Origin of the sequence: Phenylobacterium sp. (assembly GCF_031425575.1) — a bacterium.
GTDB lineage: Bacteria > Pseudomonadota > Alphaproteobacteria > Caulobacterales > Caulobacteraceae > Phenylobacterium.
This window is the reverse complement of sequence record NZ_JANPJP010000228.1, coordinates 1-13,518: the sequence shown is the minus strand read 5'-3', so window position 1 is coordinate 13,518 and position 13,518 is coordinate 1. Positions and strand designations below refer to the sequence as shown.

The 13,518-nt window shown below is 67.3% G+C and carries 14 protein-coding genes and 1 tRNA gene; 5 read left to right on the top strand and 10 right to left on the bottom strand.

Features of this window, described 5'->3' with window-relative positions; all coding sequences use genetic code 11:
• Nucleotides 1-563: 563 nt before the first annotated feature.
• The 3 genes from RMO97_RS12790 to RMO97_RS12780 all read right to left on the bottom strand — a co-directional run bounded on the left by RMO97_RS12790 (nucleotide 564) and on the right by RMO97_RS12780 (nucleotide 2,483).
• A complete protein-coding gene (locus RMO97_RS12790) occupies nucleotides 564-1,028 on the bottom strand; it encodes a PTS sugar transporter subunit IIA (RefSeq protein WP_310541443.1) in 465 nt (154 codons plus the stop codon).
• Nucleotides 1,029-1,174: 146 nt separating this feature from the next.
• Nucleotides 1,175-1,825, bottom strand: a complete 651-nt coding sequence (gene hpf / locus RMO97_RS12785; RefSeq protein ID WP_310541442.1) for a ribosome hibernation-promoting factor, HPF/YfiA family — start codon at nucleotides 1,823-1,825, stop codon at nucleotides 1,175-1,177.
• A gap of 31 nt (nucleotides 1,826-1,856) precedes the next feature.
• On the bottom strand, nucleotides 1,857-2,483 hold the full coding sequence (locus RMO97_RS12780) for an exopolysaccharide biosynthesis protein (protein WP_310541441.1): 627 nt from the start codon (nucleotides 2,481-2,483) through the stop codon (nucleotides 1,857-1,859).
• 274 nt (nucleotides 2,484-2,757) lie between these two features.
• Here RMO97_RS12780 and RMO97_RS12775 point away from each other — a divergent pair, with 274 nt between their 5' ends.
• Together RMO97_RS12775 and RMO97_RS12770 are read left to right on the top strand one after the other, a co-directional pair.
• Complete coding sequence (locus tag RMO97_RS12775) at nucleotides 2,758-3,801, top strand: aspartate-semialdehyde dehydrogenase (RefSeq protein WP_310541440.1); 1,044 nt, start codon at nucleotides 2,758-2,760, stop codon at nucleotides 3,799-3,801.
• A 19-nt stretch (nucleotides 3,802-3,820) separates the two neighbouring features.
• On the top strand, nucleotides 3,821-4,450 hold the full coding sequence (locus RMO97_RS12770) for a glutathione S-transferase N-terminal domain-containing protein (RefSeq protein ID WP_310541439.1): 630 nt from the start codon (nucleotides 3,821-3,823) through the stop codon (nucleotides 4,448-4,450).
• On the opposite strand, the gene rpoN is transcribed toward RMO97_RS12770, so the two are convergent.
• The 6 genes from rpoN to RMO97_RS12740 all read right to left on the bottom strand — a co-directional run bounded on the left by rpoN (nucleotide 4,447) and on the right by RMO97_RS12740 (nucleotide 8,830).
• A complete protein-coding gene (gene rpoN / locus RMO97_RS12765) occupies nucleotides 4,447-5,937 on the bottom strand; it encodes an RNA polymerase factor sigma-54 (RefSeq protein WP_310541438.1) in 1,491 nt (496 codons plus the stop codon). The two genes, RMO97_RS12770 and rpoN, sit on opposite strands and share 4 nt — an antisense overlap.
• A gap of 150 nt (nucleotides 5,938-6,087) precedes the next feature.
• Nucleotides 6,088-6,813 (bottom strand): LPS export ABC transporter ATP-binding protein, encoded by a 726-nt coding sequence (gene lptB, locus RMO97_RS12760; RefSeq protein WP_310541444.1) that lies wholly within the window; start codon nucleotides 6,811-6,813, stop codon nucleotides 6,088-6,090.
• Nucleotides 6,814-6,848: 35 nt separating this feature from the next.
• Nucleotides 6,849-7,427: an LptA/OstA family protein gene (locus tag RMO97_RS12755; RefSeq protein WP_310541437.1), complete on the bottom strand. Its 579-nt coding sequence runs from the start codon at nucleotides 7,425-7,427 to the stop codon at nucleotides 6,849-6,851.
• A gap of 19 nt (nucleotides 7,428-7,446) precedes the next feature.
• The gene (gene lptC / locus RMO97_RS12750; RefSeq protein ID WP_310541436.1) at nucleotides 7,447-8,067 is read right to left on the bottom strand and encodes an LPS export ABC transporter periplasmic protein LptC; all 621 of its coding nucleotides are present in this window, start codon (nucleotides 8,065-8,067) and stop codon (nucleotides 7,447-7,449) included.
• Nucleotides 8,068-8,074: 7 nt separating this feature from the next.
• A complete protein-coding gene (locus tag RMO97_RS12745; protein WP_310541435.1) occupies nucleotides 8,075-8,692 on the bottom strand; it encodes a ribonuclease D in 618 nt (205 codons plus the stop codon).
• A gap of 51 nt (nucleotides 8,693-8,743) precedes the next feature.
• Nucleotides 8,744-8,830, bottom strand: a tRNA-Leu gene (locus tag RMO97_RS12740).
• A gap of 154 nt (nucleotides 8,831-8,984) precedes the next feature.
• Between RMO97_RS12740 and RMO97_RS12735 the strand changes: the two genes are divergently transcribed.
• Nucleotides 8,985-9,959: a complex I NDUFA9 subunit family protein gene (locus RMO97_RS12735; RefSeq protein ID WP_310541434.1), complete on the top strand. Its 975-nt coding sequence runs from the start codon at nucleotides 8,985-8,987 to the stop codon at nucleotides 9,957-9,959.
• A 124-nt stretch (nucleotides 9,960-10,083) separates the two neighbouring features.
• Here the strand turns inward: RMO97_RS12735 and RMO97_RS12730 are convergent, their stop codons facing one another.
• Entirely contained in the window at nucleotides 10,084-10,890 is an 807-nt protein-coding gene (locus tag RMO97_RS12730; RefSeq protein ID WP_310541433.1) for an undecaprenyl-diphosphate phosphatase, read from the bottom strand.
• 221 nt (nucleotides 10,891-11,111) lie between these two features.
• Here RMO97_RS12730 and RMO97_RS12725 point away from each other — a divergent pair, with 221 nt between their 5' ends.
• Nucleotides 11,112-12,548 carry an NAD(P)-dependent oxidoreductase gene (locus RMO97_RS12725; RefSeq protein ID WP_310541432.1) on the top strand — a complete coding sequence of 479 codons (1,437 nt, stop codon included), beginning with the start codon at nucleotides 11,112-11,114 and terminating at the stop codon, nucleotides 12,546-12,548.
• Between the two features lie 71 nt (nucleotides 12,549-12,619).
• Nucleotides 12,620-13,518 (top strand): class II glutamine amidotransferase (locus tag RMO97_RS12720; protein ID WP_409035311.1); only part of this gene is annotated, 899 nt, incomplete at its 3' end.

Here is a 13,518-nt window from a genome sequence, read left to right as displayed (position 1 = left end):
GCCAGCCCCACCCCTCCATCGTCTCGGGCGTGGATCCACAGTATTCATGCCAACGCCGATTGTACCAGACAATGTATCCGTCGCCATTGGCGATCCAGCAGAGCGTAGGCAGGTTGTCCGCGAGTAGGCGGAAGTCTATGTCGCCAAGAGACGAAGCCGACAACTCGGGAAGAGCCACCTCGGTTGGCAGAGCCGTGCGCCAGAAGTTCCGACCAAACTCATCGGATCCGACCGCACCCCGACTATCGTTCGTCGACAATCCATCCCCCGTGTTGAAAGACAATTCCCGATCCACTTCGTCTTCTGTTCGCCCGAGGGGCGAACCCTTCGAAAACCAGCGCCGGCCAAACCCAGCGCATCCCTGCTCGCGGAAGTGAAATGCACATCTAGCTGTTTCGCTTCATGCGCATCCCGTTACGGCGTCGCAAGGGACCCGATCAGCGCACCTTCGCACGCGCGTGTCGTTGCAGCCCATGACAAGCCTGCGGAAGGCGGGCGCGCGATCCCTCATCCGATGGTCTCCGTCCAGCACCTTCTCTCGCAAGGGGAGAAGGACCCTAGACCTAAGCCGCGCTCGAACGGGCTTCCTGCACCAGCAGGGCGTGGATGGTGTCTGGCGTCTTAGCTTGTCGTAGTTGCTCGCGCAAATCGGCCTGCCGCAGCAAGCGCGACACCCGCGCCAGGGTGCGCAGGTGCTCGGTGGACGCATCGGGCGGCGCGAACAGGGCGAAGACCAGGTCCACCGGCAGGTCGTCGACGGAATCGAAGGCCACCGGGTGGTCCAGGCGCAAGAAGACGGCGCGCATGCGCTGCAGTCCGTCCAGGCGGGCGTGCGGCACGGCGACGCCGTAGCCGACCCCAGTGGAGCTGGCGGTCTCGCGCTCGGCCAGGGCGTCGAGAATCACTCCGGCGTCCAGGCCGAACTGGCGCCCGGCGATCTCGGAGACCAGCGCCAGAACCTGGCGCTTGTTGAGGGCGCTGACACGCGGCGCAATAGCCGCGCGCTCAAGAATCTCACCGATCAGCATTGTGTCGTGACGCCCAAAACAAATCAGAGCCAGCCCGTGCGAACCAGATCGATGCACGGCCGTGCCGGAAGTCCGAAGCGTGGGGGCGTGACGCGCGGCTAAGGGCCTGCGTCACGCTCCAACTCCAGGGCCCCTAATCTGGGACCCTAGGCCGAGGTTCCGTTCGCGCCGTTCCCGTGCGCCGATTTCGTGCGTTCCGGGTCGATCCAGCCGATATTCCCATCGGGCCGGCGGTAAACCACGGACAAACCCCCGTGAGCGGCGTTCCTAAACACGATTGTCTGGGATTCCGTCAAGTCCAGCTCCATCACCGCCCCGGAAACGGTCATCGTCTTGATGTCCTTTTCCGTCTCGGCGATGACCATGGCTGAGGGCAGGGCATGGCTGTCATGAGAGGCCTGGTCCTCGTCGCCCAGGTCCCAGCCGTCGTCCTCATCCTCGCCCTCGGGGGACTGGATGATGAAATAGGACGCGGTCTCGGCGGCGCGCGCCGCGGCCTGCGGCGAGTGGCTTTTTAATCGTCGCTTGTAGCGGCGCACCCGCGTCTCGATCTTGGCCAGCGCCGCATCGAAGGCGCCGTGGGCGTCGGCGCCCAGACCGTGACTTTGCAGCGCCTGGCCGGTGGCCAGTTTCAATGCGCAGTCGACTCTGAAGGAATGGCCCTCGCGGCTCACGACCACGTCCGCGGCGCCGCCACGGTCGAAGTACTTGCCGATAGAACCGGTGATTTCGTCGGTGACCCGCTCACGCAGGGCCTCCCCAACGGCGACATGCTTGCCGGATACTAAGACTTGCATGAAGCGACAACACGCCTGACCGCCGAAGGTGTCAAGCGCCTCCGAACCAACCCACGAGATGGTGTACGGCGGCGATCACGACGCCGGCGCTGAGGAACAGCACCCCCGCCGATGTGGCCGCCAGGGCGTAGCCCGCCAGGGCCAGCAGCCCATCCCTCTGAACCATCGAAAAGGCCAGAACGGCGATGGTCAGGGCGGGCAGCAGATTGCCCAGCGGGATCGGAAGAATCAGCACGAAGGACAGCAGGGTGCAGATCAGCCCGATCAGGCGGTCGCCCACCGGCCCGAACATGAACACCAGGCGCGGTCCCGAAACACGCTCTATGCGCTCCAGCCAGGGCAGTAGCTTGCTGAAGCCATGGGCGAGTTCGGCGCGGCTCATCTGGCGGTCATCGAGGAATCTCGGCAGCCACAGGGTTTGGAAACCGATCACCATCTGCGGCGAGATCAGCAGCAGGGGCGCGCCAAGGATGGTGCTGGAGCCGGGGGGTAGCGGCAGCAGGTTGGGCATCGCCAGCACGAACATCAGGGCGCCGAAGGCGCGGCGCCCGAAGGAGTCGATGATCTCGCCCAGGGTCACCTTCTCCGCGGCTTGGTCGCCGAGGGCGCGGATGTGGGCCGAGAGACTCAGGTGCTGCGGAAACTCTCGGTCGGGCATGGGGTCTCATATCGCCGGGTGCGGCGTCAGCACAACGCGCGAAGGGGCGAATCGTCGCGCGCTTTACAGCAGCGCTGCTTTTCGGCTAGGAGGCGCGCCATGCGGATCGCCGTCATTAAACGCGCCATTAAAACCACCGGGCTCTCGGGGCCTGGGGGTTCGCGCGTGCACGCCGCGTAGCAACCCCCAGCACCCCGCCGGAAGGTCGGGTGCTGAACGTCTCGCAGACTTCAAAGACAGCCCCGCCCTCCGGTCTCAACCCGGAGAACGACCTATGTCCCTGCAAGACCTCGAACGTCCCGCCCGCCAGCGCCTGCTCAACGTCGCCATTGTCGGCGCCACCGGCGCGGTGGGCGCCGAGCTGATCGGCTGCCTCGAACGCCGCGGCTTCCCGGTGGGCCAGCTCAAGCTGCTGGCCTCGGCCCGCTCGGCCGGCAGGACTCTGCTGTTCAAGGGCCTGCCCGTGGCCGTGGAGACCCTGACCGCGGAGGCCTTCGACGGCGTCGATATCGCCCTGTTCTCGGCCGGCGCCTCCATCAGTCGCCAGTTCGCCCCTATCGCCGCGGCCCGGGGTTGCGTCGTCGTCGACAATTCCTCGGCCTTCCGCATGGACGCTGCCACGCCCCTGGTGGTGCCGGAGGTCAATGGCGGCCTGCTGGCCGACCGGCCGATGATCGTGGCCAACCCCAACTGCGTGGCCGCCATCGCGGTGATGGCGCTCGCCCCCCTGCACGCCCGCAACCCCATCGTCCGGGTGATCGGGTCGACCTACCAGTCGGCCTCCGGCGCGGGCGCGGCGGCCATGGAGGAGCTGGAGCTGTCCACCGCAGCCTACCTGGCCGGGGAGGCCTTCACCCCCAAGGTTCTGCCGCACCCCTACGCCTTCAACGTCTTCAGCCACAACACCGCCATCGACCCGGCCACCGGCTACAATGGCGAGGAGACCAAGGTGATGGCCGAAATCCGCAAGCTGATGGGGACGCCGGACCTGCGGGTCACCTTCACCTGCATCCGGGTGCCGGTGCTGCGGGCCCACTCCATGGCGCTCAACGTGGAGTTCGACCGTCAAGTAACGGCCATGGAGGCCCTGTCGTGGCTCGCCGACGCTCCGGGTGTGCGGCTCGTGAACGACAATGAAAACAACCACTTCCCCATGCCCAGCGAGGCGACGGGCGTCGATGACGTGTTGGTCGGTCGGCTTCGTGGTGACGCGTCGGATCCCACCGGCCGCACCCTGAGCCTTTTCCTGTCAGGCGATCAGCTCCTCAAGGGCGCCGCCTTGAACGCAGTCCAGATCGCCGAGCAATATGCCGCCTGATCCCTCCGCGGAGACCAACATGTACGAGCTGCACTATTCCCCCGGCACCGCCAGCCTGCTGCCGCACATGATGCTCCGCGAGCTGGGGGTCCCCTTCACCCTGAAGCTGGTGGACCGTGAGGCCGGCGAGCAGGCCGGCGCCGACTACCTGAAGCTCAACCCCCACGGCCGCATCCCGGTGCTGGTGGAGAATGGCCGGGCTCTCTACGAGACCGCCGCCATCGCCCTCTTCCTCGCCGACCGCCACTCCGGCCTGGCGCCGCGCCTCGGCGCCGTCGACCGGGCCGACTACTACAAGTGGATGGTCCACCTGGCCAACACCACCCAGGCCGAGTTCCGATCCTGGTTCTACCCCCATGAGTACATTGACGATCCGGCCCACGAGGCCTCGGCCAAGGCCGCGGCCGGCAAGCGGATGATGGCCAATTTCGAGGTCATCGCCGGCCAGCTCGAGGGCCGCGACTGGCTGCTGCCGTCTGGGTTTTCGGCCGCCGACCTCTACCTGCTGATGATGGTGCGCTGGGGCCGCACCCTGCCCCGCCCGGCCCGCGACTTGCCCGTCCTGGGCGCCCATGCGCAGCGGGTGCTGGACCGCACGGCGGTCCAGGCGACCTTCGCGGCGGAGGGCCTTGCGGCGCCCTTGGTCTAGGCGTGCTTGAGGACCCGGCGGCGCTCGACCGAGGACGGGATGCGCATGGCCTCGCGGTACTTGGCCACGGTGCGCCGGGCGATGTCGACGCCGGTTTCCTTGAGGATCTCGACGATCCGGTCGTCGGAATGGACCTCGGCCTCGGCCCGCTCGGTGTCGATCAACTGCTTGATCTTATGGCGAACACTCTCTGAGGAGTGGGCCTCGCCGCCGCCGGAATTGGCGATGCCGGAAGTGAAGAAGAACTTCAGCTCGAACATGCCCCGCGGGGTGGCGATGTACTTGTTGGAGGTCACCCGGCTGACGGTGGATTCGTGCATGCCGATGGCGTCGGCGACGGTCTTCAGGTTCAGGGGCCGCAGGTGCTCCACGCCATAGGCCAGGAAGCCGTCCTGCTGGCGCACGATCTCGCTGGCCACCTTCAGGATGGTCTTGGCCCGCTGGTCGAGGCTTTTGACCAGCCAGTTTGCGCTGGCCATGCAGTCGGCCACGAACACCTTCTCCTGGTCGGTCCGCGCCCCGGCTGAGACCCGGGCGTGGTAGCGCTGGTCCACCAGCAGGCGGGGCAGGGTGTCGGAGTTGAGCTCCACATGCCACAGGCCGCCCAGGCCCTCACGCACATAGACGTCGGGCGCCACCGGCTGGCTGGGCTCCCCGCCAAAGGCCGCACCCGGCCGGGGCGTCAGGGCCCGCAGCTCGGAGATCATGTCCTTCAGGTCTTCGTCGTCGACCCCGCAGGCCTTGCGCAGGGCCGAGAGGTCGCGCCTGGCCAGCAGATCCAGATTGTCCAGCAGGGCCGTCATGGCCGGGTCGCAACGGTCACGTTCCCTGAGCTGCAGCATCAGGCACTCACGCACGTCGCGGGCGAAGACCCCGATCGGCTCGAACCGCTGCAGCATGCGCAGCACGTCTTCCAGGAAGGTGAGGTCGCAGCCCAACCGGCCGGCCGTCTCGGCCATGTCCACCCGCAGATAGCCGCCCTCGTCGACGCTATCGACCAGGACTGTGGCCGCCGCATACTCGATGCCGCTGAAGCCCGCGACCATCAGCTGGTCGTAGAGGTGCTCGGCCAGGGTCTTCTCGCGGGTCAGGCGCTGTTCGAAGTCGTCGGAGTCCTCGAAGGAGCCACCCTTGCCGGCGCGGGACCAGTCGACGGCGCCGCCCGCCTCACCGGCGCCCTCGGCGTCCCCGGTGTTGCGCTCACCCGGCGAGGCCTCGGCCTCGTGGGTGACGTCCATGTGCGCCTCGGCGGCGCCCTCGGGAATGTTGTCGGAGGCGAAGTCCTCGGCGTCGCGGGGCCCGGCCTCGACATCGGGTTCAGAGTCGCGTTCGTCGCGCTGGAGCAGCGGGTTCCGCTCCAGCTCGCCCTCGACATAGGTCTCCAGCTCCATGTTGGAGAGCTGCAGCAGCTTGATGGCCTGCTGCAGCTGGGGGGTGATCACCAACCCCTGGCCTTGCCGCATCTCTAAACGCGCGCCGAGCGCCAAAATCGCCTCCTGGCCTGTTTCTTGCTGGACAGGCTAGGCGTGCAATCACCAGCGATTAGTTAACCTGACCGCGACCTTCTGGTTAACCATGTTTTTTGCCGTCGATTTTTGGAATTCGCGCCTGCGGCGGCGGCGAAACGCCCGGTGTCGTCAGCCGAAACGTTCGCCCAGATAGACGCGGCGAACTTCGGGGTCATCGACGATCTCGGCCGGCGTGCCCTCGAACAACACCTCGCCAGCATGGATGATGGCGGCGCGGTCGATGATGTCCAGGGTCTCGCGGACATTGTGGTCGGTGATCAGGATGCCGATGCCCCGGCCCTTCAGGAAGGCGATCACCTCGCGGATATCGGAGATGGCCAGGGGGTCGATGCCGGCGAAGGGCTCATCCAGCAGCATGAAGGAGGGTTCGCTGGCCAGGGCGCGAGCGATCTCGACCCGTCGGCGCTCCCCCCCTGACAGCGAGATGGCCGGCGCCTTGCGCAGGTGTTCGATGTGCAGGTCGGTGAGCAGCTGGGTCACGGTGGCCCGCGCCTCGCCCATATCCTTGGCGCGCAGCTCCACCACCGCCATGACGTTCTCTTCCACGGTCATGCCCCGGAAGATCGAGGTTTCCTGAGGCAGGTAGCCGACCCCCATGCGAGCGCGCTGGTACATGGGCTGGGCGGTGATGTTCTCACCGTCCAGATAGATGGCGCCGTAGTCGGCCGGGATCAGGCCGGTGATCATGTAGAAGCAGGTGGTCTTGCCCGCGCCGTTGGGGCCCAGGAGGCCCACGACCTCGCCGCGGCGCAGGCTCAGCGTCACGCCCTTCACCACCGGCCGGCCACGGAAGGACTTGCCGATGTTATCGACCACAAGCCCCTCCCCGGCCAGACCCGGGAGAGCTTCGAAATTCTCAGGCTTCACCCTCAGCGCCGCGCGGCGGGCGGTCCCGCCTGCTGCTGGGGATAGAGGACGGTGCGCACGCGGCCGGGCTTGTTGCGCCCCTTCACGCCGCTCTGCATCTGGGCGTCCCCGGTCGCGACCTTGATCACCAGCTTGGAGCCGCGCAGCACATTCCGATCCTGGACGGCCACCACGTCGCCGGTGATGGTGATGGTGTCGGCCGCGGCGTCATAGACCGCCGCGTCCCCGCGCACTCGCTGCTGGGGGGTCACATAGTAGACCGAGCCGTTGGCCTCCATGCGGTCGAGCTGGTTGCCGCAGGCCGCGCCCGCCTGGCCCGCCCCACCCGGCTTCGCCGAGGGGTTGGGCTTGTAATAGATCTTCAAGACGTCGGCCCGCAGGCGAACCGTGTCCTGCAGGGCCTCGGCGCCGCCGGAATAGGTGGCCAGGCACCGGGCGTTGATAACCTCCAGCTCGTCAGCGGTGATATCCACCGGGGCGTCGGAGTTCTGCGCCAGTTGCGCCGCAGCCGGACCGGCCGCGATCAACCCGCAGGCGAAGACGCCCGCCGCCCAGTGCTTCATATTCGCTAGCCTGATCATGCCCATGCCGCCTGAATGCCTAGTGTGACTCGACGCGGGTGTGTACGCCGCCCTTGAACACCATGCGTTCGCCCTTGTCGTACACGCCATAGGACTTGGCGATGATTTCTCCAAGCGCGCCAGCCCCCTTGATCTCGCCCGCGCCTTCGAGTTCTCCGGTCGCGGTATTGAAGATGGAGGTGGCGGTGGCGAAATTCACGTCCCCGCCGTTCAATTTCACCCCGCCTTCAAGATTGAGCACGCGCTTGTCCTCCCGGTAGACTCCGGCCTTGGCCGAGATGCGGGTCGGGCGCGGCCCCTCTTCGTCGAGGATCAACATGGGGGTGTCGAGCATCACCCGCTGGTAGTCCTTGGGGTCACGCACGGCGGTCTTGGCGGTCAGGACGAAGGCGCGACCTTTGTCGTCACGGCCCAGGAAGCGGGGATTCACCAGCTGGATGGGGGCGTCGGCGTCCTGGGGCTTATCCTGGGCGCCGGCCAGCGTGCTCTGGATGACGAAGCCGACCATGGTCAGCAGGATCAGACCGATCACCGCCGGTAGGATCACCCGCAGGCGCCGGACAAGGCGCGAACGCTCCCGCCAGCGCTCGAAGTCTGCGCTGTAGGGCGTGTGGCTCTGGTCAGCGAAGGCGGCGGTCACCCGAGCCTCACATGTGGGCGAAGATGTCGACCTCTTCCCAGCCGGCCACATCGAGCAGGGCGCGGTGAGGCAGGAAGTCGAAGCAGGCGCGCGCCAGGTGGTCGCGGCCCTCACGCACCAGCATGGCGTCCAGGCGATCACGCAGGGCGTGGAGATGCAGGACGTCGGAGGCCGCGTAGGCGATCTGGTCGTCGCTGAGCTTGGCGGCACCCCAGTCGGAGCTCTGCTGGGCCTTGGACATGTCGATCCCCGCCAGTTCCTTGGACACGTCCTTCAGGCCGTGGCGGTCGGTATAGGTGCGGGCCAGCTTGGAGGCGATCTTGGTGCAATAGACCGGCGCCGTCACCACGCCAAGGTGGAGGTGGAACATGGCGATGTCGAAGCGGCCGAAGTGGAAGATCTTCGTCACCGCCGGGTCGGTCAGCAGCGCCTTGAGGTTGGGCGCGTCATAGGTGGCGCGGTCGAGCTGAACGAGATGGGCGTCGCCCTTGCCGTCGGAAATCTGCACCACGCAGAGCGGGTCGCGGCCGAGCCTCAGGCCCATGGTCTCGGAATCCACCGCGACCGAGGTCGCGTCGGCGAAGACGCCCTTGGGTAAATCGCCGATGTGCAGATGATTCGCCAAGGTCGCCTCGCTCCGGCGCAAACTAGATCCTCTCCCATATAGGGAGAGGGATGGTGCCCAGGAAAGGACTCGAACCTTCACGGCCGTTAAGCCACTGGCACCTGAAGCCAGCGCGTCTACCAATTCCGCCACCTGGGCCCGATCCACCGGATCGCGCGAGGGGGGTTCCTTAGGGCGCCGCCTAGGCCCGGTCAACGCCCCGCTTCACCTTCCTTTCAAGTCGCATTGCGGCGCGGGGTGGCTTCGTCTATCGCAAGCGCTTCAAGAGCCACTTAAATCCGGTCGAAACTCCATGCAGGATCTGGTCATCGTCTTCGGCGGTTCGGGCTTTGTCGGCGCACAGGTTGTCCGCGCGCTGGCCAAGCAGGGCTGGCGGGTGCGGGTCGCCGTGCGCCAGCCGCACCTGGCCTACAAGATGCGCCTGCTCGGCGATGTCGGGCAGATCGAGGTGGTGCAGGCCAATGTCCGCAATGAGGCCTCCATCCGCCGCGCCGTCGAGGGGGCCTACGCCGTCGTGAACGCGGTGGGCGTGCTCTACGAGACCGGCCGCCAGAAATTCCAGAGCATCCACGCCATGGGCGCGCGCAACGTCGCCGCGGTGTCCCGGGAGATGGGCGTCGAACGCCTGGTGCAGATCTCGGCCCTGGGCGCCGATCCGGAGTCCGGCGCGAAATATGCGCGGACCAAGGCCATGGGCGAGGACTCCGTGCGCGAAGCTTTCCCCGGCGCGGTCATCGTGCGGCCGTCGGTGGTGTTCGGGCCCGACGACGACTTCTTCAACAGGTTCGGCGAGCTGGCCATGATCAGCCCGGCCTTGCCGCTGATCGGCGGCGGGGACGGCAAGCTGCAGCCGGTCTTCGTGGGCGATGTGGCCAAGGCGATCGTCGCCTGCGTCACTGATCCCGCCTGCGCTGGCCAGACCTATGAGCTGGGCGGTCCGCGCGCCTACAGCTTCCGCGAACTGATGGAACTGGTGTTGGCCGAGACCGGCCGCAAGCGTTTCCTGGTCCCCCTGCCCTTCCCGGTCGCCGCCCTGATGGGCAAGGTCTTCGAGCTCTTGGCCCTTACCCCCTGGGCGCCGCCCCTGACCGAGGACCAGGTCGAGCTGTTGAAGTCCGACAACGTGGTGTCGGGCGCCAAGCCCGGCCTGGCCGAGCTTGGGATCGAGGCCACGGCCGTCGAGGGGATCGTGCCGGCCTACCTCTACCGCTTCCGCAAGGGCGGCCAGTACGCCGACGAGGTCGAGCGCCTGACGGCCGTCGCCTAGAGCGCGCCAGGGTTAAGTGGAAGCCGGTTAACCCGTCCGGCGCGCTCTACTTCTTTGAGTTTAGAGCCTTTTTGAACGGGTCAGATGATTCCATCTGACCCTAAAAGGCTCTAGCGGCCAGTCCCTACTGGCTGGCGATCGCCATCCAGATCAGACCACCGGCCCCCACCACGATCCGCCACCAGGCGAAGGGCGCGAAGCCGTGGCGGCCGACGAAGTCCACCAGGGCGCGGACGACGATGAAGCCGACGATGAAGCTGACGGCGAAACCCAGGGCGATGACGCCGGCCTGGTCCATGCTCAGCGCATCCTTGTTCTTGTAGAGGTCGACGGCGAAGGCGCCGGCCATGGTGGGGATGGCCAGGAAGAAGGAGAACTCGGCCGCGGCCTTCTTCTCCACCCGCATCAGCATCGAGCCGACGATGGTGGCGCCCGAGCGTGAGACCCCGGGGATGAGGGCCAGGGTCTGGAAGAGCCCCACCACCAGGGAGGTCTTCCAGGAGAGCTTCATGGCGTCCTCCTCCCGGGGCGCCGGCGCCCAGCGGTCCAGGGCCAGCAGACCCACCCCGCCGATGATCAGCGACCAGCAGATCAGGCGCGGGCTCTCGAACAGCACCTCCTTGATGACGCCGTGGAGTGCGAGGCCCAGGACCGCGCCGGGGATGAAGGCGATCAGGACGGAGAGCGCGAACCCGCGCGCCTCGGCGCTGGTGGGCAAGCCGATCAACGCCTTCCAGAGCTTGCCGAAATAGAGCGCCACCACGGCCAGGATCGCCCCCAGCTGGATGAGCACCGCGAAGGTGTCCCAGAACCCGTTCGGCAGGCCGAGCAGTGACTTGGTCAGCAGCAGGTGGCCTGTCGAGGACACCGGGATGAACTCAGTCACCCCCTCGACGATGCCCAGGATGATGGCGGCGATCCAATCGGACATTCGAGCGACTTTCGGCAGAGGATGAAGTGGAGGTAAGGGGCGGGAACGGGGTAAATTTGAGGTTCATCCCGTTTGTGGACGACTTTGTCGTGTTGCGCGGGATGATCTCAGTCAAAGCGAAGTTACCTGACCATTTTAGTACAATTCCTGGATGATTGCATTTCGGGTCCTTGAAAAGGCGCGTAAAAGGCTTTCGCCCATGAGGGGGCGGAGGACCGGCCATGGCCGAGCGGATGCTGAAGTTCACGACCGTGGAGAGGACAACGCCTCCCAAGCGGTCAGCGGCGACGCGCAACGGCGATTTCCACGAGATTTATGCCGACTTCATTGACGCCAAGGCCCGCGAGCAGGCCTCGCGCTGCTCGCAGTGCGGGATCCCCTTCTGTCAGACCCACTGCCCGCTGCACAACAACATCCCCGACTGGCTGCGGATGACCGCCGAGGGGCGGCTGGAGGAGGCCTACCAGCTTTCCCAGGCCACCAATTCCATGCCGGAGATCTGCGGCCGCATCTGCCCGCAGGACCGCCTGTGCGAGGGCTCCTGCACCATCGAGCAGTCGGGGCACGGGACCGTGACCATCGGCGCGGTCGAACGCTACCTGACCGACAAGGCCTGGGAGGAAGGCTGGGTGCAGCCCCTCATCCCCGGACGCGACCGGGGCCAGTCGGTGGGGATCATCGGGGCGGGGCCGGCGGGCCTGGCCGCCGCCGAGCGCCTGCGGGAGATGGGCTACGCGGTCACCGTCTATGATCGCCACGACCGGGCCGGCGGGTTGCTGATCTATGGCATCCCCAGCTTCAAGCTGGAGAAGGACGTGGTGATGCGGCGAACCCAGCGGCTCGCCGAGGGCGGGGTCGAGTTCAGGCTGAACTTCGAGGTGGGCCTCGACGCCACCCTCGATGAGCTTCGCGATACGCATCACAGTGTGCTGATCGCGACCGGTGTCTATGCCGACCGCGACCTGGTGGTTCCCGGCGCGGGGTCGGCGGGGGTGACGCCGGCGCTGGACTACCTGATCGCCTCGAACCGGGCGGGTCTGGGCGACGACGTGCCGGAATACGCCTCGGGCCAGCTGCACGCCGAGGGCCGCGACGTGGTGGTGGTGGGGGGCGGCGACACGGCCATGGACTGCGTGCGCACCGCCGTGCGCCAGGGGGCGAAGTCGGTGACCTGCCTCTATCGCCGCGACCGCGCCAACATGCCGGGCTCGGCCCGCGAGGTCGCCCACGCCGAGGAGGAGGGCGTGGTCTTCGAATGGCTGGCCGCGCCCCGGGCCGTGCTGGGCGAAGCCGGCATGGCCACCGGTGTCAGGGCCGCCCGCATGCGTCTCGGCGCGCCCGACGCCACCGGCCGCGCCGCGCCGGAGGAGATCGAGGGCGCGGACTTCGAGGCGCCGGCCGACCTGGTGATCAAGGCGCTGGGCTTCGATCCCGAGGACCTGCCGCGCGGCCTCGCGGCCCCGGACCTGGCGGTCAGCCGCTGGGGCACGGTGAAGGCCGACTTCCGCACCCTGATGACCAACCTGCCCGGCGTGTTCGCGGCCGGCGATATCGCCCGCGGCGCCTCCCTGGTGGTCTGGGCGATCAAGGACGGCCGCGACGCCGCCGACGCCATCCACCGCTACCTGACGGAACCCGCGCGGGTCGCGGCGGAGTGAAGATGATGAGCCAGTTTCCCGCTCATCCCGGCGAAGGCCGGGACCCAGGTGAAGCCCACCAAGCGCCCCAGATGAATCTGGATCCCGGCCTTCGCCGGGACGAGCGGTGGGGGGCAGCCGATACGGCGCGATTCATTTCCAACCGCCAGCGGCTCATAGACGGCCATGCCTATGACCCCGACAGCGAGCGGGACGCCTGTGGCGTCGGCCTGGTCTGCGCCCTGGACGGACAGCCGCGCCGCGAGGTGGTGGAGCTGGCGATCCGGGCGCTGAAGAGCGTCTGGCACCGGGGCGCCATCGACGCCGACGGCAAGACCGGCGACGGCGCCGGCGTGCTGGTCAGCGTCCCGCAGGACTTCTTCGCCGACCAGGTGCAGCGCACGGGGCACAGGCTGCGGCCCGGGCCCATCGCCGTGGGGCAGGTTTTCCTGCCGCGCAACGACCTCAACGCCCAGGAGTCGGCCCGCACCATCGTCGAGGCCGAGGCCCTGCGGTTCGGCTTCTATATCTATGGCTGGCGCCAGGTGCCGACCGACACCCGGGTCATCGGCGAGAAGGCCAACGCCACGCGCCCCGAGATCGAGCAGATCATGCTGGCCGGGCCCGCGGGCCTGGACGGCGAGGCCCTGGAGCGCGCGCTGTTCCTGTGCCGCAAGCGCATCGAGAAGCGGGTGGCCCAGGCCGGCATCCAGCAGTTCTACCTGTGCTCCTTGTCGGCCCGGTCACTGATCTACAAGGGCATGTTCCTGGCCGAGAGCATCGACGAGTTTTATCCCGACCTGCGGGACGAGCGGTTCGAGGCGGCGGTGGCCATCTTCCACCAGCGCTACTCGACCAACACCTTCCCGCAATGGCGGCTGGCCCAGCCGTTCCGCATGCTGGCCCACAATGGTGAGATCAACACCATCAAGGGCAACATCAACTGGATGAAGAGCCACGAGATCCGCATGGCCGCCCAGGCCTTCGGGGA

Bases quoted from the DNA above. Each gene is read 5' to 3' on its own strand.
- RMO97_RS12790 (WP_310541443.1), bottom strand. From the start codon at position 1,028: ATGCTGATCGGTGAGATTCTTGAGCGCGCGGCTATTGCGCCGCGTGTC.
- hpf (WP_310541442.1), bottom strand. From the start codon at position 1,825: ATGCAAGTCTTAGTATCCGGCAAGCATGTCGCCGTTGGGGAGGCCCTG.
- RMO97_RS12780 (WP_310541441.1), bottom strand. From the start codon at position 2,483: ATGCCCGACCGAGAGTTTCCGCAGCACCTGAGTCTCTCGGCCCACATC.
- RMO97_RS12775 (WP_310541440.1), top strand. From the start codon at position 2,758: ATGTCCCTGCAAGACCTCGAACGTCCCGCCCGCCAGCGCCTGCTCAAC.
- RMO97_RS12770 (WP_310541439.1), top strand. From the start codon at position 3,821: ATGTACGAGCTGCACTATTCCCCCGGCACCGCCAGCCTGCTGCCGCAC.
- RMO97_RS12755 (WP_310541437.1), bottom strand. From the start codon at position 7,427: ATGATCAGGCTAGCGAATATGAAGCACTGGGCGGCGGGCGTCTTCGCC.
- RMO97_RS12735 (WP_310541434.1), top strand. From the start codon at position 8,985: ATGCAGGATCTGGTCATCGTCTTCGGCGGTTCGGGCTTTGTCGGCGCA.
- RMO97_RS12730 (WP_310541433.1), bottom strand. From the start codon at position 10,890: ATGTCCGATTGGATCGCCGCCATCATCCTGGGCATCGTCGAGGGGGTG.
- RMO97_RS12725 (WP_310541432.1), top strand. From the start codon at position 11,112: ATGGCCGAGCGGATGCTGAAGTTCACGACCGTGGAGAGGACAACGCCT.